The sequence below is a fragment of the Natrinema soli genome (assembly GCF_028618695.1).
Genome location: NZ_JAQIVI010000132.1, coordinates 61,992 through 80,586 on the forward strand (window position 1 = coordinate 61,992; position 18,595 = coordinate 80,586).

Genomic DNA, 18,595 nt, shown 5'->3' on the forward strand with positions numbered 1-18,595 from the left:
GTTAGAAGTCCAAAACGCAATCGGCGTCCCGAATGCGCGCCGAAACCTCGTCGCCGGCGCGAACGGTCACGTCGGCAGCGATCTCGTCGGCGGCGATGTCCCGCTCCGTCATCGCGGCGGCGTCGACGATCATCGCTCCGTTCTGTTCCCGCAGATCGGCGATGTGCCCCGGCATGTTCAGCGCGTCTCGGTCGACGTCGCTTCGGGCGGCATACGTGCCGTCTTCCGTGAAGACTACTGTGACGTCGTGCCGGTCGAACCCCGCGGCGACACCCCGCGCCGCCCGCAGCCCCTCCGGGACGTGCACGCGCCCGTACGGTGCTCGAGTCAGTAACACGATGACGTCGCGTTTCATAGCGATATCACTCGGTCTGCATCGCCGATCATGTCCGCCAGATCGGGGAGAAGTCCGACCTCCACGCCGTCCGGATAATCGTCCGGTGCGTCGATACCGCGGGCGTCGACGCAGAGCCCACAACAGATCACTTCGGCTCCGTCGGCGATAAGTTCCTGAAACTTCGCCGTCGGCATCTCGTCGTAGAGGCCGGTGTCCGAACAGTCGGGAAACGTCTGTCCGTCGACGGGCACGAGCGCCCCGTCGAGGTAGTGAAAGAACGAAACCTCGTGGCCTTTCCCGAGCGCCGCCTTCCCGAGTTCGTACGCCGTTCGCCAGCGCTCGCTGTCGAAGGGCCCGCCGGTCAGTAGAATTCCGATGGATGCCATGATCTACCATAGCGGAGTAGCGATAATAATAGTTCGGACGACTCCGGTACGCCTCGAGAGATCTGGGGCGGGAGACGGTGTTATGGAAGGCCGCTTCGCACTGACGGCGGCTAGCCGTCGCGTTCGTTGAGGGCCCGTTTGATATCGTCGGCCGTGATGGGAAGGGAGTCGACGCGGACGCCGACGGCGTCACGGATCGCGTTGCTGAGCGCCGGCGGAACGCCGTTCGTGGGGAGCTCGGCGATCGACTTCGCACCGAACGGCCCGGTCGGTTCGTGCGTTTCGACGATAACCGTCTCCATCGGCGGGTGATCGGTCGTTCGTGGCATCCCGTACTGCCGGAAGCCGATCACTTCCGGATTCCCCTCGTCGTCGAATTCCAATCCGCCGCTGGTGGCGTACTCGAGACTCATGTGCTCTCCTCCCTCGATCTGCCCCTCGACGAGCGCGGGATTGATCGCGACCCCACAGTCGGCGGCAAACGCCATTCGGTTTATCTCGTACTCGCCGGTTTCTTCGTTCACGGTCACGTCGACGAACTGGGCGCCGTATGGCGGCGGACTTTCGTCCGTGGAGTGATTGCCCTTACCGAGGATGTGTTCGCGGTCGTCGTGGCCGTACGTCGCTTCGTACCCGATTTCCTCCAGCGACACGCTGTCGCCGGTCACCTCGCTGTACACCTGCCCGTCACCCGTCTTCAGGTTCTCGACGGGTTCGTCGAGCATCTTCGCTCCCCAGTGGACGAGCCGTTCCCGCGCGTCCTCGGCCGCTTCCTTCACCGCTTGACCGCTGATGTAGGTCGTCGAGGAGGCGTACGCGCCGTAGTCGAACGGCGTCAGGTCGGTGTCCGAGGAGATAACGACGATATCCGTGGGTTCACAGCCCAGCACCTCCGCGGCGACCTGACTGAACATCGTGTCGGAGCCGGTGCCAGTGTCGACGCCGCCGACCTGGAGATGGAACGAGCCGTCCTCGTTCATCTTCATCTGGGCCGCGCCGAGTTCTCGCCCGGCGACGCCGCTGCCCTGGGCGATCATCGCCATTCCGACGCCACGGTGGCGGTGGGGCTCCGCAGGCTGCTCGAGATCGTCGTAGCCGATGGCCTCCTTCCCGCGCTCGATGCACTCGCGGAGTCCGCATGACCGTATCTTCCGGTTGAATCTATTGCCGTCTTTCAGAATGGTGACGTTCCGGTCGATATCACCCTCGCGAACGGCGTTGCGTTTGCGGAACTCGACCGGATCGAAGTCCAGCCGGCGCGCGACCTCGTCCATATGCGACTCGACCGCGAAATGGCCCTGTGGAGCGCCGTATCCGCGCATCGCTGCACCCATTGGAAGGTTCGTGTGGACGACATCGCCCTCGAACCTGACGTTCGGAACGCGCGGATACAGCGGGAGCGGTTTCGTTCCGACGTTGTTCGCGACGGTCATCCCGTGGGTGCCATACGCCCCCGAGTTCGACAGCGTGTACAACTCCATCGCCTCGAGTGTCCCGTCCTCGTCCACCGCTGTCCGCATGCGCATCTGCATCGGATGGCGAAACCGGAGCGCGTAGAACTCCTCGCGGCGGGTCATCTCCAGTTTAACCGGCTTGTCGGCTGCCAGATGGAGTGCGAACGCGATCGGTTCGATCGCCATCTCCTGTTTCGCACCGAACCCGGCCCCGATGCGAGGTTTCGTGACACGGACGTCGCGAATGGGAACGTCGAACAGATGCGCGATCTGTCGTCGAGTGTGGAACGGAACCTGCGTCGCAGTGATGAACGAATACCGGCCGTCCTCGTCCGTGTGGGCGATCGTCGTGTGGGGTTCGGGGACACAGTGTGACTGGTACGGTGTTTCCCATTCCGTCTCGATCACTCGGTCGTCGTCCGTTCGATCGAACGCCCGCTCGACGTCGCCTCGCTCACCCTCGAAGTGAGACTCGAGGTTCCGCTCGTAGTCGGCACCGCGCTGTTTGTTCTCGACCTCGTCGGGATCGAATAACTGTGGCGCGTCCGGATCCGTCGCCGCCCCGGGGTCGAAGATGGGTTCCAGTTCTTCGTATTCGACGTCGATCATCCGCGCGGCGCGGTCGGCCGTTTCCGTGTCTGTCGCGGCGATCGCTGCGATGGGATCACCGACGTATCGAACGTGTTCTCGGAGCACGCGAAGATCCCAGGGACTCGGTTCGGGGTAGGACTGGCCCGAACTCGAGTACGCTTTGTCGGGTACGATGTCGTCCCACGGCGTGATCACAGCGTACACGCCGTCCATCGCTTCGGCCTCGCTCGTATCGATGTCACGGACGTATCCGTGCGCGATTTCGCTCCGGATCACTTTCCCTTCGGCGAGTTCCGGGAAGCGATCGCGGTAATCGGCCGTATAACGGGCCTCCCCGGTGACGATCTTCCGAGCATCGTCCTTCTCGACGTCCGCGGTCAGATGCTCGCGCTCGTCCCGGGATTTCCGGTCGCCCGCAGCCACCTCACTCTCCCCCGGAAACGCGTCCGCTTCCGTGGCCTCCTCCTCCGCCCGATCGCCGTCGGGTCTCTCGTTCCGTCCCGGTGTCTCTTCCAGATTGCTCATTGCGATCGGTTCCCCTCCACACGGGGGCAGGTCGAGGGGAACTCCTCGCAGCGGTTTTCCCCGCCGTCTGCTGCCACGGTCTGCTCACCGTCCATCCGGTCTGCAGCGTCGAGAACCGCTTCGACGATCTTCTTATAGCCGGTACACCGGCAGAGGTTGTCCGCCAGCGCTTCCCGAACCTCCGTCTCGGTCGGATCCGGGTTCGATTCCAGCAGCGCCTTCGAACGCATGATCATGCCCGGGATACAGAAACCGCATTGGAGCGCCGAGTTGTCCACGAACGCCTGCTGAAGCGGGTGGAGATCGCTCTGTGTCCCCAGTCCTTCGATCGTTTCCACCGTCGATCCGGCGACTTTCGCGGCCGGCGTGACACAGGACATCGCCGGTTCGCCGTCGATTTGAACCGTGCACATCCCGCACGCACCCGTATCACAGCCGCGTTTCGGGCCGGTGTAGCCATTCCGCCGCAGTACATCCAGCAGGACGTCCGATTTCTCCGCCTCGAACGTCCGTTGTTGGCCGTTTAGCTCTAGTTCGAGTTGCATGAGTCTCATCGTGGGAGAGAGACTCTCCCTTCCTTCGCGTATCGGTCTCGAGAACCTAAATAGCTACTCCGAAGTGTGGCGATAGCGGTCGGAAGAGAAAGATCGAACCGCCGTCGAACGGACGATATCGCGGATCAACGGCCCCTTTTTGAGTGAATCGGTCGTCCGAGCGGGCGTACTCGCCGACTGTGCTGAACTGCTAAGCGAACGCAGCCGGGGCGACGTCGCGTGGAACGGGGACTGATGCTCCCACAGCGGGCAAACGCCGCAACATTTTCCACGCAAACGGGACACACCAGTACGTTAATTCCGAACCGTCGAAAACTCGAGACGGTATTGACGAGCGACGATCCGATCTGACGGAGTTCGAGCGAGGCACTGAACTCGTCAAACGGGGGTTCGCTCGCATGCAGAAAGGCGTCGTCGTCATGGACGTCGTCAATCGCGAGCAGGCTCGCATTGCGGAAGACGCCAGCGCCGTCGCGGTGATGGCGCTAGAGGCCGTCCTGGCGGACATTCATCGCGGCTGTGACGGTATCTTCGTCGGCAGCGGCGTCTTCAGCGCCGAGGTACCGGCGTCGATGGGCGATGCCATCGTCCAGGCAACGAACAACTGGGACGCTCCCGACCAACTCGCCGAAATAAGCAAAGATAGCGGGAACGGGATGCGTGGCGACGCGAACGTCTCGCTCCCCGGTGAAGAGAAACTGCAGGGTTACGGCGTGTAGGACGGATTTCCACAGGTGTGTCCCGCAGACAACCAACGACCACGACCGTTCGACGGTCGTGATCGAAGCGAAAACCGAACGTTCTACTTCTCGTCTAACGCTGCCCTGATCTTCTCGGCAGTAACGGGCATCTCGTTGATGCGCACGCCGACGGCCTCCCGGATCGCGTTACTGAGCGCCGGCGGCACCGTGTTGGTCGGCACCTCCGCGACGGATTTCGCGCCGAATGGCCCCGTCGGCTCGTGGGTCTCGACGAGAATGCTCTCGATCGGCGGCGTCTCCGTCGCCGACGGTAGTCCGTACTCATCGAAATCCGAGACCTCTGCGCGGCCCTGTTCGTCGACGGTGATACCCTCACTGACGGCCATCTCGAAGCTCATGTGATTGGCACCCTCGACCTGCCCCTCCGCCATTCCGGGGTTGATCGCGACGCCGCAGTCGACGGCGACGACGAGTTTGTTGACCTCGAACTCGCCCGTCTGCTCGTCGACGATCACGTCGACGAACTGCGCGGCAAACGGCGGCGGACTCTCCTCCGTGGAGTGCGTTCCCTTGCCGAGGATATGCTCTCGATCGTCGTGGCCGTACACTGACTCGTAGCCGACGTCCTCGAGCGTAACCGTCTCACCGGTCTCCTTGCTGTACACCTCGCCGTCACGCGTCTCCAGGTTCTCGGCGGGTTCGTCGAGCATCCGCGACGCCCACTCGAGGATGCGCTCTTTGGCGTCCTCGGCGGCCTTCTTCACCGCCATCCCGCTGATGTAGGTCGTCGAGGAGGCGTACGCGCCGTAGTCGAACGGCGTGTTATCGGTGTCGGAGGATTTGACGATGATGTCGTCTTCGTCACAACCGAGTACCTCGGCGGCGATTTGGATGAACGCTGTGTCCGCGCCCGTGCCGATGTCGACACCGCCGACCTGCAGGTGGAACGAGCCGTCCTCGTTCATCATGATCTGTGCGGCGCCGAGTTCGTCGCCTGCAACGCCGGTCCCCTGTGCCGATAGGGCCATGCCGATACCGCGGTGGCGGTGTGGCTCCGCAGGCTGCTCGAGATCGTCCCAACCGATGGCTTCCTTACCGCGCTCGATGCACTCGTCGAGACCACAGGAACGGATACGCCGCTCCGCACCCTCACCGCCCATCATCCCGGCGATCTCGTCCAGATCACCGACCTCCATGTAGTGTTGCCGGCGGAATTCGATCGGATCGAGGTCGAGATCCCGCGCGACCTCGTCCAGATGACCTTCGAGAGCGAGCGTCCCTTGGGGGGCGCCGTACCCTCGCATCGCACCGGTCTGTGGCGTGTTGGTGTGGACGATGTCGGCCTCGAATCGAGCGCTCGGGACCTTCGAGTACAGCGGCATCGGCTTGCTGCCGACGTTCCCGGCGACGGTCATCCCGTGACTTCCGTACGCACCGGTGTTCGAGAGCGCGTAGAGATCGATCGCTTCGATCGTCCCGTCGTCGGTGACTGCCGTACGCGCACGAACCTGCATCGGGTGGCGCGAGCGCATCGCGTAGAACTCTTCGTCGCGGGAGGCCTCGTACATGACGGGACGGTCTACCGCGAGCGATAGTGCGAGCGGAATCGGTTCAACGACCATCGCCTGTTTGCCGCCGAAACCGCCACCAACACGCGGCTTCTTCACCCTGATATCCCGAATCGGAATATCGAATAGGTGCGCCAGTTGGCGGCGAGTGTGGTTCGGGACCTGGGTGCTCGTGATGAGCACTTTCCGGTCGTCCTCGTCGGTGTAGGCGAGCGACGTGTGTTTCTCGATCTGTGCGTGGGACTGTCGGATGGTTTCCCACTCGGTCTCGTGGACGTGCACGTCCTCGCGCTCGAGCGCGGCGTCGACGTCCCCGATCTCGCCCTCGATGTTGGCCATCCGGTTGCGGCTGTAGTCATGGCCGACGATTTTGTTCTCGACCTCGTCGTCGGCGAACAGTTGCGGCGCGTCCTCGTCGAACGCCTCCTCGGGGTCGACGATGTGGTCGTACTCCTCGTACTCGACCTCGATGGCGTCGGCCGCGGCCGCAGCGGTGGTCGCGTCCTCGGCCGCGACCGTTGCGATCGGATCGCCGATGTAGCGGACGTGCTCGTTGAGCACGTTCATATCCCACGGGCTCGGTTCGGGGTACGACTGGCCGGCGCTCGTGTACTTCGCGTCCGGCACGTCGTCTGACCACGGTGTGAGAACGGCATAGACGCCGTCCAGTTCCTCGGCCTCGGTCGTATCGATGGCCCTCACGCGGCCGTGTGGAATCTCGCTGCGGACGACCGCGGCGTGAGCGAGATCCGGGAACCGCTCTTCGTAGTCCGCGGTGTACTTGGCCTGGCCGGTGACGAGCTTTCGGTCGTCGAACTTTTCGGCCGGCTGGGAAACGCTCTTTCGCTCTCCCGGTGCCTTATTGTTGTTCGCTGGTTCGTCCCACTCGAGGGGGTGTTCTGCGAACTCCTGTGGCTCTTCTGAGGTCGGCTTCGACGCAGTACCACCGTCGGTCTGAGGATCGTTCGGGTCGTCACTCATCGGAATCACCGTCGTGAGCGGTATCGTCGGCTCGACGAGAGTCGATCCGTGAGCCGCCGTCGGCCGCGACCGATCGATCGCCGCGCATTCGGTCGGCGGCGTCGAGGATCGCTTCGACGGGCTTCTGATAGCCGGTACACCGACAGAGGTTGTCGTCGATGGCCTGGCGTACCTCGGCTTCGGTCGGATCGGGATTGGTCGCGAGTAGCGATTTAGCCTCGATTATCATGCCGGGAATACAGAAGCCACATTGGACGGCGAAGTGGTCGACGAACGCCTCCTGAATCGGATGGAGGTCGTCCTGCGTCCCGAGTGCCTCGATCGTTTCGACCTCTGTACCGTCGACGTTCCGGGCCTCTACGCCGCAGGCCATCTTCACTTCGCCGTCGACGAACACTTTCGATGCGCCACAGACGCCACTATCGCAGCCACACTTCACGCCCGTATAGCCGTTCCGTCGCAGTACCGTCGCCAGGTCGTCGTCCGATTCGACCGCCACAGTCGTCGATTCGTCGTTGATCGTTAGTTCGATTTCCACGGAAATCCCTCCATTGTTGCAGGTGTGCCTCTCGCACACGCACGTCGTGGTGTAGGATGCGAGACAACAACACATATATCTATGGGTGACTGCCTCAACGCCGGCCTGAGACGGCCCAGAACCAGCGAACCGACTGGCCAGGCTCGTTGGACAGCAGGGCCGTCCCGCGTCATCCGAGATCCGGTTCGGCAACTGTCGAATCGTCTGTTGGCACAGCGATGTGGCAGTGAGGGCTGTGTTTCCGATTTGTTCGATCGCTGTGTGACGAATACAGTTTTGACGGCCACTCTGCATTGTCGCTGTATGGAGATTGCACTCCTCGGAGGAACTGGTGATATCGGCCAAGGACTCGCGCTGCGCTGCGCGCGAGACACTGACCACTCGGTCGTCATCGGATCACGGGACGCCGACAAGGCTGAGCAGAAAGCGAACGAGTACTACTCGTCGCTGAAAGAGACGGGTGTCACTCCCGGCATCGCCGGCTATAGTAACGAGACGGCCGCCGATTCCGCCGAGGTCGTCGTCGTCAGCGTCCCGCCCGAATACGCCTCACAGACGGTCGAGACGGTCGCGCCCGTCCTCGGCGAGGACGACGTACTCGTCAGTCCGGCGGTCCAGATGTCGCGTGATGCGAGCGGCTTTCACTATGATCCGCCCGAAACAGGATCCGTCGCCGAAGCGATCGATCGCGCGGCCCCCGACGACGTACCGGTCGTGAGTGCGTTCCAGAACCTCGCTGCGGGCGCGCTCAGCGGCCTCGAGAACGATCTCAAGGCCGACGTCGTCGTTACCGGTGACGATAGCGAGGCGAAGCAGACGGTCATGGCGCTGGCCGAGGACATCGACGGCCTCCGGGCGCTCGACGGCGGCCCGCTCGCGAATACTGGCGTCGTCGAGAGCGTGACACCGCTTCTGATTAACCTCGCGATGAACAATGACGGCATGCACGACATCGGCGTCCGGTTCGAGTAACGAGCGAGGACGGTTCCTGTCGCGGTCGGCAGCGTTCACTCGGTCGCACAGTCGGCTGCGATCCGTCGACGGTGAACTGCGAGTATCGCCATTGGTCTTTCTGCCTGACGAACCCCGACGACGATACGAGTCGCACGAACTCGATCTCGAGGTCCCTTTCGTCCGTCGGAACGACGAACTATCAGTAGAGCGAAGTCCGTCATCGGGAGGCCGGTTCGACGTCGGGGTAACATTGATACATTCTCACGTACGAGTGACGACGGAGACGGAATCTCACCGATCTCCGCGGGGTGGTATTTGCTGCCACGTTCTGTCCGCGAGTCCGGGATCACCGTTCGCCAGAGACGACATCCATGACAGAAGACACAAAACAGCACGCTGGGACCGATCTACACGGTAGTCGTATACCTCTCTCGAAACGATCGCTATCGTCCGTGTTCGCGGTGACGGTAGTCCTCGTAGTAGCCGGGTGGATCGTCGACGTTGATCCGTTCCTCCTGCTGTCGTCGGACGCTCGCGGCCAGATGTGGTTGCTCGTCGCCGAAGGATATCCGCCAGACATCAGCCACGATTTTCTGTTCGGTCGAACCCTCCGAGGCGGATTGCTGTGGGCGGTCGTCGAAACGCTCGCGATCAGTATCGTCGGCACCTCCCTCGCCATCGTCTTCGCGACCCCGCTCGCGCTTGCGAGTGCATCGACCGTCACACATCAGGGACCGCTGTATGCTAATGCCTCCTCCTCGCGAATCGCTCTCGGATACGCACTCCATCGCGGTGCCAGACTACTGTTGAGTTTTCTCCGATCGGTTCCCGGCCTCGTCTGGGGATTTCTCTTCGTCACCGCCGTCGGACTGGGACCGTTCGCCGGCGCGCTCGCGCTCGGCGTTCACAATACGGGCGTGCTCGGCAAACTGTACGCGGACTTCCTCGAGGATACGGATCCGATGACGACCGAAGCGGTCGCGTCGAGCGGGGCGACGCGGTTCCAGGCCGTCTGTCACGGTATGGTCCCGCAAATCTCGGCGACGGTGGCGTCGTACACGCTCTACAGGTGGGAATGTACTATCCGCTCGGCGACGATACTCGGTTTCGTCGGCGCCGGCGGGATCGGTTACTACCTCGTCATCTCGATTCAGCGGTTACAGTATCAGAAGCTCGTCACGGCGATCGCCGCGGTGTTCGCGCTCGTGGTGATGTCCGACGCGCTCGCATCGCGACTTCGCGCCCGGATGGTGTGAACGCAGCAGCCAGTGGTCGCAACGATGCCGAACGGGACTAGCACGAGGCCGTCCCGGACATCGCCTACGCTGACGCCTTCGACTGGACGGCCTCGAGGAGTACTTCGGTTCCGGTCACGATGTCATCCCACTCGGTGTATTCGCTCTCGCGGTGGCTAATGCCATCGACGCTCGGGACGAAGATCATGCTCGTCGGCGTGATCTTGTTGAGGTAATTCGCATCGTGGCCGGCACCGCTAACGAGGCGAGTGTAGTCACAGCCGACCGTTTCGGCGGCGTCGACGACCGTCTCGATACAGCTCTGGTCGAAGGGGTCGGCGTCGACGCGCATGATCTCTTCGAACTCGTACTCGAGGCCCTCTCGTTCGGCCGCGTGGGCGATCTCGCGCTGGACCTGTTCGACCGCTGCATCGACGACCTCGTCGTCGTACGACCGGAAGTCGATCGTGAACTCGACTTTCTCGGGGATCACGTTGATCGCGTTCGGCCAGACGTCGACGCTGCCGACGGTGCCGACGAGGTCGGTCCCTTCGGTCGCGGTGATCCGCCGGACGCTGTCGGTCACGTCGGCCGTCGCGACGAAGGCGTCGTGACGCATGTCCATCGGCGTCGGGCCGGCGTGGTTCGCCTGCCCCTCGAACGTGACGTTCATCCAGGAGAAGCCGAACACGCCTTCGACGGCCGCGACGGGCAGGTCTGCTTGCTCGAGGAACGGTCCCTGCTCGACGTGCATCTCGAAATAGCAGTGGATATCGTGCGGTTCACAGGGCTCGTCGCCCTTGTAACCGATCCGTTCGAGTTCGTCACCGAACGTCTTCCCATCCTTGTCCTCGCGCTCGTACGCGTACTCGAGGTCGAAAATGTCACAGAAGACGCCGCTGCCGAGCATGTCCGGCTGGAACCGGACGCCCTCTTCGTTACTCCACGCGACGACCTCGAGCGGGCGCGTCGTCGTCTCGTCGGCGTCGTTGAGGGTTTCGGCGACTTCGAGGCCGCCGAGGACGCCGATCACACCGTCGTATCGGCCACCGTTGTACTGACTATCGATGTGGGAGCCGAACATGACCGGGTCGGCGTCCGGATTTGCCCCGGATCGCCGTCCGAAGATGTTCCCCATCTCGTCGATACGGACCGTCAGATCGGCGTCGCGAAACCATTCGACGATGGTATCTCGGGCTTCCTTGTTCTCGTCGGACAAGCTCGGGCGGTTCACCCCGCCGTTTTTGGTCGCCCCGATCTCTCCGAACTCGTCGAACCGTTGACAGAATCGCTGCTCGTCGATACTCACTTCGACCATGTGGGAACGCACCAGTGGGTCGGACTTTAACATTCCGACGGGCTCTACCACAGAGTGGCAGCCAAACACTGCCAGACGGGGCGCAACTCACCGAAAGAACCAAACGGCCCATCCACGAGAGTCGACACATGTCGTCTGTTAGCACGGGATCCGTAGAGTTTCGAAACGCACGCGTTCTCGATGGCACCGGTGGGCCAGTCTTTAGCGCACACGTTCTGGTCGACGACGGTCGGATCAAATGCATCAGCGATGATCCAGTCGGTGCTGACCGGCACATCGACCTAGACGGAGCGTATCTCGCCCCCGGGTTCGTGGACATGCACGCCCACTCAGAACTGCGGCTGATCACCAACCCCACCGCCGAGGAGAAACTCACACAGGGAGTCACGACCGAAGTCCTCGGACAGGACGGAGTCAGCGTCGCTCCCGTTCCGGACGACATGAAGACGGAATGGGAGAAGCGCATCCAGTCGTTAGACGGCACGCTCGCCAGGAGATGGCCCTGGAGTTCCGTCTCCGAGTACCTCGACGAACTCGACGAGGCGGCGCCGGCCGTCAACGTTGCCCACTATGCCCCTCACGGGAACCTGCGATCTCACATCGCCGGATTCGAGGACCGCGAACTCTCGACAGAAGAAGTGGCTGACGTTCAGGAGAGGCTCGGTCAGGCTATCGACGGCGGTGCGTTCGGACTCTCTACAGGAATGATCTACCCGCCGAGTTCCTACGGACGCGACCCGGAACTCGAGGCGCTCGCCGAGACGCTCGCGGCCCGGGACTCGTTTATGATCTCTCACGTGTGGAACGAGACCGACCGAGTCGTCGAATCGATCGACCGCTATCTCGAGCTCTGTCGGCGTGGCGGCTGTCACGCACACGTCTCACACCTGAAGGTGGGCGGCCAACAGAACTGGGGCAACTCCACGGATATCCTCGATCTGTTCGACGACGCGATCGACGCGGGACAGCGGGTCTCGTTCGACCAGTACCCCTACACGGCGGGCTCGACGATGCTCACCGCGTTGTTGCCGCCGTGGGCGCGACAGGGCGAAACGGCGGACATCCTCGAACGGCTGCGACGGGCGGCCGTCAGAGAGCGCATCGCCGAGGACATCTCGTCGCCGGGTGAGTGGGAAAACCTGGCTCGCGCGGCAGGCAGTTGGGACAACATCCTCATCACACGGACCGCGAGCGGCGACTACCAGGGAGACACGATCGAAGAGATCGCGACCGAGCGAAACCTCGACCCGGTCGATGCGATGTGTAAACTCCTCGTCGAGGAGCGTCTGGACGTGACGATGGCGGACTTCGTCATGTCGGAAGAAGACATCGAGCGGTTCCTCGCGGACGACCGAGGAACGTTCTGTACGGACGGAATCTTCGGCGGAAAACCTCATCCGAGAGCCATCGGAACATTCGGTCGCATCCTCGACCGATACGTGCGTGAGCGCGATGTACTGTCCCTGCCGCTCGTGGCCCGAAAGGCGGCCGGCCACCCCGCCGACATTCTCGGACTTGACGACCGGGGATACGTGAAGAAGGGGTACGTTGCAGACCTCGTCGTCTTCGACCTCGACGCCGTGTCGGAGAACGCCACCTACGAGGACCCGTTCCAGCTCACCGACGGCTTCGAGTATGTTCTTCTGGGCGGAGCGATGGCCGTCGAGAACGGGACGACGACGGGCGTTCGTAACGGTGAGATTCTCCGCTCGACTGACGAGTGGGGCGGCTCCGAACGGCCGGCGCTCGACAGGTCGTCCAACGAGTCGTGACACACGATCTGTGCTGTGGCACATGACCGACGCACGGATACACCGATTTGGTCCACTTGCGCGATCGGTTCGTATAGATTTGCAGTCGTTTGTTCGGCATTGCCTGAGTTTATCACCCATACTTATTTAGTAGATGTCGGGTTACTTCTCAACGGGTTTCCAATGAGCAGTAGCAAACAGGTGTTCGATAGAGGCGACCGTGTTGGTATCTACCTGCAGGACAAACATTCGTTACAGGAGAATCTCGAACTCGTCCAGTACGCGGAAGAGCAGGGAATCGACGAGATCTGGCAGGCGGAGTCTCGACTCGCACGCGACGGCATCACGCCGCTCGGTGCGTACGCCGCCGTCACGGATCAGATCAAGCTCGGGACCGGCGTCATCAACAACTGGACGCGCAACACCGCACTCATCGCCCAGACGATGAGCACGCTGGAGGAACTCGCCGGTCCAAACCGAATCCAGTGTGGGATCGGCGCCTGGTGGGACCCGCTGGCGGAGAAGGTCGGTATCGACCGAAGCGGTGCTCTCCGCGCGATGCGGGAATGCGTCGAGGTCACGCAGGACCTCCTGGACATGGAGAACGTCACCTACGATGGCGAGTTCGTCCAGATGAGCGACGTGGAACTCGACGTCGTCCACGGTGACTCCGGACCGCGGACGGTGCCAGTGTACGTCGGCGGTACCGGATTCAAAATGCTCGAGCTTACGGGTCACTTCGCCGACGGAGCCCTGATGAACTACCTCGTCAGTCCCGAGTACAACGAGAAGGCACTCGACGCGCTTGCGACTGGCGCAGAGCGCGGCGGCCGGTCGCTCGAGGATATCGACCGACCGCAACTGATCGTCTGTTCGATGGACCACGACGTCGACAAAGCGCTCGATAACGCGCGCGAACTCATTACGCAGTACCTGGGACAGCAGCCCCACATCATGAAGGCAAGCGGCGTCAGTCAAGACCTCATCGACGAGGTCGGCGACGCGATCGGCGGCTGGCCGGCGGACAAGGAAGACATCGAGCAGGGAATGGAACTCATTCCTGACGACGTCGTCCACAAGCTCACGGCTAGTGGGACTCCTGAGCAGTGCCGGGAAAAAGTCCGCGAATACGCTGAGAGCGGTTGTCAGTGCCCGATTCTCTATCCGCTCGGGGACGACCGCGAACTGATGATCGACGAGTTCGCTGACGGCTACCTGTAGCGATACGGCGCGTACTCGTTCACGTTTCGGACGAGCGATGGCACCGCCTGCTCCTTTTAGGGTGTTTGTAGTTTCCGTTCGAGAGAAGCATCCCGGATCGAGAAGGGCTTTAGCAGCGCGTCCCCGACGATCAGTCGTCGGCAGCGGCGGCCTGGGCGTCCCCGAATAGCGCTTCCACTTCGGAGAGTTCGGCTTCGATTCGGTTGACGTCGCCGGTCGCTTTCTTCGCGCTTTCGGTATCTTTCAGGCCGAAGCCGGTCGAGACGACGACGACGGTTTCGTCCCGCTCGATGATGCCCTGCTCCAGCGCCTCCTGAACGCCGGCGACCGGCGTCGCCCCTGCGGGTTCGGCGTAAATCCCCTCCGTAGTCCCGAGGAGCTTCTCGGCCTCGAGAATATCCTCGTCGGAGACCAACACGGTGTCTCCGCCGCTCTCTTGGGGAGCGCGGCAGGCCTTGATCGTGTTACGCGGCCGGCCGACGGCGATGCTGTCGGCGATGGTGTCTGCAATATCGTCGATATCCTCGTGGCCCTGGAACGCATCGTGGATTGCCGAGGCGCCTTCCGCTTGCACACCGAGCATTTTCGGGTAGTCGTCGACATATCCGAGGTCGTAAAACTCCTTGAATCCCTTCCAAGCGCCGGCGATCGTACAGCCGTCCCCCATCGAAAAGACTACCCAGTCGGGAACCTCCCCGCGGACCACCGACTGTTCCGCGAGCTCGTGACCGACAGTTCGTTTCCCTTCCACCTGGAAGGGATTGATCGCCGCATTGCGGTTGTACCAGCCGTACTCGTCCGTGACCTCGACGCTCAGATCGTACGCTTCGTCGTACGACCCGTTGACGGCGAGGACGTCGGCACCATATACGAGCGGCTGAGCGAGCTTTCCGGCAGGTGCGGCCCCGGGAACGAAGATGCGACAGTCCAGACCGCCACGTGCCGCGTATCCCGACAGCGAAGCCGCCGCATTCCCTGTCGACGCACACGTAATGATGTCACGGCCAGCGTGCTTGGCCTTCGTTACCGCGATGGAACTGGCGCGGTCCTTAAAACAGCCAGTCGGATTGCGCCCGTCGTCCTTGACGAGCGTCTCGACACCGAGTTCCTCGCTTAGATTCGGGGCATCGAACAGGTCCGTCCCGCCTTCGTTGAGGGTCACGACCTCTGCGTCGTCGTCGACCGGGAGGAACGCTTCGTACTTCCACTGACTCTGAATGTCTCCGTCGAGGTCGGCGTCGAAGTTGTCGTCGATGACGTCGTAATCGTACTTGACCTCGAGAATGCCTTTGACGCCCTCGTGTTCCGGACAGGTGTAAATAATCTGGTCGGGATCGTACTCCCTCTCGCAAATCGTACACTCTAACGTAGTGACATGGTCCATTGCCATACGAGATATCAAGCAAGGCACCTACTAAAAGACACCGCACACCATTCAAAACGGCTGTCGCTGACAATGAGCCGCATCTCCGAGACACAGCAGAGCAATCACTGTCACCGGCTGGCACATGATCGCCAAACCCGTCACAAATGTCCTGAAGCGCCGTTCAGAAATCGGACAGGGGCACATTTATCGTCACGGCTGTACGTCTTCGTTTCATGTCCGACGCGTTTCGAGCGGGAGTCACTGGACCCGCCGGTCGAATGGTATACAGCCACCGTCCAGTCCCCTTCCGCGTATACTGTTGACCCCAGGACGTACTGCGACCAGCTGGAGGCGATGAGCGTCGACGGCGTCCACGTCCATTCGATGACTCCGGAGGAGGCCTATCACGCTCGGCGCGGCACCGACTGGGAGTACGAGGCGGTGTATCGTCGTCTCCGTGATGCCGGCTTGGACTCCATTCCCGGGACTGCCGCGGAGATCCTCGTGGACGAAGTCCGTGAGGTAATTTGCCCCGGGAAGATCGGAACCAACGAGTGGATCACAGCAATGGAAGCAGCTGCCGCCGTGGGTCTGCCGATGACGGCCACGATCATGTACGGCCACGTCGAAAACGAGATGCATCGCGTCCAGCATCTCGACGTTATTCGAGACCTGCAGGATAGGACGGGGAACATCACCGAATTCGTTCCGTTGTCGTTCGTGCACGAACAGACCCCGCTTGCCGAACACGGCATCGTCAAGTCGGGTGCCAGCACCGACGAAGACGAACTCATGATCGCCGTCTCACGCCTCTTTCTCGACAACATCGAGAACATCCAATCGTCCTGGGTGAAATACGGCGACGCCCAGGGGTTGAAGATACTCAACTGCGGAGCGAACGATTTCATGGGGACGATCCTCTCCGAAGAGATCACCAAGCGCGCCGGTGGCAGTTACGGCCAGTTCCGTTCGTTCGAAGAGTACTGTGACATGCTTTCAGCGATCGGACGGCCGCCCGTCGAACGTTCGTCGGACTACGAACAGCGCCGTCGCGTCGATGTCGAGTCGGATCAAATCGGCCCCCGTCTCGGACCTGCCGCCGACGGAACGCCGCTCGTCGAGTAACTCCTCGTCACGACCTTCGAATCATGTGCGTTATACGCCTACTGCGTCGTACGTCACACATTGAACGGACGAGCCACACTGGCGACACACTCGTGCCACACTCGTCGTGGCGACAGTGCTTTTATACGGTAATCGCTCGATCATTCGTTGGACGCTAGCATAGTCCACTACCCTTGGCCCGGTCGCCGAGGATAGCGCACGGAGAGCTAGCAGTGAGTTACAACCATGTACGGAAGACGCTTAGCAACAATAGAGGAGATCATCGCGCTCGTCAGTCCGGATAGTGAGAAGGAACTATCGACGCTCGAAACGTGGGCGGACGATCACGAGATACCTGTCCACGCGGTCGAGGTGGGTGACGACATCGACGACGTGTACACCCCGGAACGCGAGTGCTTGGGTGTCACTCTCGGCGGTGACGGGACGTACCTCGAAGGCGTCCGGCAGTTCAGCCCGAAGCAGGTCCCGATTCTCGGGATCAACGCCGGGACGCTCGCATTCCTCGCAAGTATCTCCCCGAACGACCTCACGGACGCCCTCAACGAAACCATTCAGGGCGGTGCGACGGTCGACCGCCGCCAGCAGTTACACGTCGAGGGTACCGGAGTCGACTGTACCGGTATCAATGACGTCATGATCGAACACGAGCCGCCGGAGAACCCTGTCGAGAGGAAGATCACCGAGCTGGAGGTGTTCGCGGACGGCGAGTTCGTCGGTGAGTACGAAGGGAGCGGACTTGCAGTGTCGACGCCGACCGGTTCGACCGGCGTCTCACTGTCGGCTGGCGGCCCCGTCCACTACCCGATGAACAACTCGTCGTTACAGATCGTGCCGCTGCACACCCATCGAATGGGTATCCGTCCGCTCATCGTCGATGCGAACACCACCATCGAAGTCGTCTCAGAGGGGCCCGCAAACCTCCTCGTGGACGGTGGACGCGCGCAGACCCGTCTCGAGGAGGGCGATACGATCACTATCAGTGGAGCCGACACGTCGGCACTCGTCGTCAATACGAGTTATGACGATGATTTCTTCACGTCCATCTCCGAGAAACTCGGCTGGAGCGTCCGTGAAGACAGACACGATCAAGGCAATACCGACCGGGTGGTCTCGATCACCGAAGCAGAAGACATCGTCCGCCGGGCCAAGCAGGTAGCGGAGGACGCTTCGAAGGCGGCCGGTGAGGCACTCAGAGAACTCCACGGACAGACGGAGTCCGTCGAGTACAAGTCTGATAAATCGGACATCGTCACCGAGGCCGACTACAAGGCGGACAACATCATCACGACCGTCATCGAGAACGAGTTCCCCACTCATGGGATCCGGTCGGAGGAGAGCGACGAGCAAGTCGGGACGAGCGAGTACACCTGGCTGATCGATCCGCTCGACGGCACGGGGAACTTCGCACATGGAAATCCGAACTATTCGATCTCCATCGCGCTTCTGGAGGACGAGGAACCCGTAATGGGTGTCGTCTACGCGCCGGAAACTGACGAAATGTTCACCGCGATCGAAGGAGAAGGAGCGACGCTGGACGGCCTTCCGATTTCGACGACCGATCGAACGTCGCTGGACGAGTGTATGCTCCTCTCCGGATATGATCCGAACGGAGCGTTCCTCTCCCACTGCTACCAGGAGACCCGCGGTGTTCGAAGTATCGGTTCAGCCGCACTGAATCTTTGCTTCCTGGCGGCTGGGAGCGCAGACGCGTTGTGGGAGTTCGACACGTATCCGTGGGACGTCGCCGCAGGGGTAGTTATCGCTCGCGAGGCCGGCGCCACGCTCACGAACGCGAACGGTGACCGGTACGACCCGATCGCGGCCCACGAGACGCGGAACGAACTCGTCGGCTCGAACGGTCCGGTCCATGAGGCACTGCTCCGTCATCTCGACGACAAACAGGACCTGCAAACTCCGAAACAGACCAGCGCGGACTGACATCCCGCGCCACGTTATACCTGGCTGCGCTGCTGCAATCCCCTTCTCGTTT

Annotated in this window: 13 protein-coding genes and 2 pseudogenes; 7 read left to right on the forward strand and 8 right to left on the reverse strand. The window is 62.0% G+C overall.

Annotated elements, in window-relative coordinates; all coding sequences use genetic code 11:
• Position 1: 1 nt before the first annotated feature.
• The 4 genes from PGX04_RS08945 to PGX04_RS08960 form a co-directional block, all read right to left on the reverse strand.
• The gene (locus PGX04_RS08945; protein WP_273738181.1) at positions 2 to 355 is read right to left on the reverse strand and encodes a DsrE family protein; all 354 of its coding nucleotides are present in this window, start codon (positions 353 to 355) and stop codon (positions 2 to 4) included.
• Positions 352 to 723 (reverse strand): DsrE/DsrF/TusD sulfur relay family protein, encoded by a 372-nt coding sequence (locus PGX04_RS08950; protein WP_273738182.1) that lies wholly within the window; start codon positions 721 to 723, stop codon positions 352 to 354. The genes PGX04_RS08945 and PGX04_RS08950 overlap by 4 nt, the downstream gene beginning before the upstream one ends.
• A gap of 110 nt (positions 724 to 833) precedes the next feature.
• A complete protein-coding gene (locus PGX04_RS08955; RefSeq protein ID WP_273738184.1) occupies positions 834 to 3,293 on the reverse strand; it encodes a xanthine dehydrogenase family protein molybdopterin-binding subunit in 2,460 nt (819 codons plus the stop codon).
• A complete protein-coding gene (locus PGX04_RS08960; protein WP_273738185.1) occupies positions 3,290 to 3,838 on the reverse strand; it encodes a (2Fe-2S)-binding protein in 549 nt (182 codons plus the stop codon). The genes PGX04_RS08955 and PGX04_RS08960 overlap by 4 nt, the downstream gene beginning before the upstream one ends.
• Before the next feature lie 335 nt (positions 3,839 to 4,173).
• On the opposite strand from PGX04_RS08960, the pseudogene PGX04_RS34580 reads away from it, so the two are divergent.
• Positions 4,174 to 4,362: pseudogene (locus PGX04_RS34580) on the forward strand (pyridoxal 5'-phosphate synthase lyase subunit PdxS); the annotation flags it as partial.
• Between the two features lie 287 nt (positions 4,363 to 4,649).
• Here PGX04_RS34580 and PGX04_RS08970 read toward each other — a convergent pair.
• Both PGX04_RS08970 and PGX04_RS08975 read right to left on the reverse strand, forming a co-directional pair.
• On the reverse strand, positions 4,650 to 7,097 hold the full coding sequence (locus PGX04_RS08970) for a xanthine dehydrogenase family protein molybdopterin-binding subunit (protein ID WP_273738186.1): 2,448 nt from the start codon (positions 7,095 to 7,097) through the stop codon (positions 4,650 to 4,652).
• A complete protein-coding gene (locus tag PGX04_RS08975) occupies positions 7,090 to 7,635 on the reverse strand; it encodes a (2Fe-2S)-binding protein (RefSeq protein ID WP_273738187.1) in 546 nt (181 codons plus the stop codon). Before PGX04_RS08975 ends, PGX04_RS08970 begins: the two co-directional genes overlap by 8 nt.
• A 303-nt stretch (positions 7,636 to 7,938) precedes the next feature.
• Between PGX04_RS08975 and npdG the strand changes: the two genes are divergently transcribed.
• Positions 7,939 to 8,607: an NADPH-dependent F420 reductase gene (npdG, locus tag PGX04_RS08980; RefSeq protein ID WP_273738188.1), complete on the forward strand. Its 669-nt coding sequence runs from the start codon at positions 7,939 to 7,941 to the stop codon at positions 8,605 to 8,607.
• A 353-nt stretch (positions 8,608 to 8,960) separates the two neighbouring features.
• The gene (phnE, locus tag PGX04_RS08985) at positions 8,961 to 9,845 is read left to right on the forward strand and encodes a phosphonate ABC transporter, permease protein PhnE (protein WP_273738189.1); all 885 of its coding nucleotides are present in this window, start codon (positions 8,961 to 8,963) and stop codon (positions 9,843 to 9,845) included.
• A 64-nt stretch (positions 9,846 to 9,909) separates the two neighbouring features.
• Here phnE and PGX04_RS08990 read toward each other — a convergent pair whose 3' ends face one another.
• Positions 9,910 to 11,142, reverse strand: coding sequence for a Zn-dependent hydrolase (locus tag PGX04_RS08990; protein ID WP_273738190.1), 1,233 nt, complete (start codon positions 11,140 to 11,142; stop codon positions 9,910 to 9,912).
• A 128-nt stretch (positions 11,143 to 11,270) separates the two neighbouring features.
• On the opposite strand from PGX04_RS08990, the gene PGX04_RS08995 reads away from it, so the two are divergent.
• A complete protein-coding gene (locus PGX04_RS08995; protein ID WP_273738191.1) occupies positions 11,271 to 12,914 on the forward strand; it encodes an N-acyl-D-amino-acid deacylase family protein in 1,644 nt (547 codons plus the stop codon).
• 162 nt (positions 12,915 to 13,076) lie between these two features.
• Positions 13,077 to 14,114 (forward strand): LLM class flavin-dependent oxidoreductase, encoded by a 1,038-nt coding sequence (locus PGX04_RS09000; RefSeq protein ID WP_273738192.1) that lies wholly within the window; start codon positions 13,077 to 13,079, stop codon positions 14,112 to 14,114.
• 130 nt (positions 14,115 to 14,244) lie between these two features.
• Here the strand turns inward: PGX04_RS09000 and thrC are convergent, their stop codons facing one another.
• On the reverse strand, positions 14,245 to 15,504 hold the full coding sequence (gene thrC / locus PGX04_RS09005; RefSeq protein ID WP_273738193.1) for a threonine synthase: 1,260 nt from the start codon (positions 15,502 to 15,504) through the stop codon (positions 14,245 to 14,247).
• A 273-nt stretch (positions 15,505 to 15,777) separates the two neighbouring features.
• On the opposite strand from thrC, the pseudogene PGX04_RS09010 reads away from it, so the two are divergent.
• Positions 15,778 to 16,605, forward strand: a pseudogene (locus tag PGX04_RS09010) (7,8-didemethyl-8-hydroxy-5-deazariboflavin synthase subunit CofH); the annotation flags it as partial.
• A 225-nt stretch (positions 16,606 to 16,830) separates the two neighbouring features.
• Complete coding sequence (locus PGX04_RS09015; protein WP_273738194.1) at positions 16,831 to 18,543, forward strand: NAD(+)/NADH kinase; 1,713 nt, start codon at positions 16,831 to 16,833, stop codon at positions 18,541 to 18,543.
• Positions 18,544 to 18,595 lie beyond the last annotated feature (52 nt).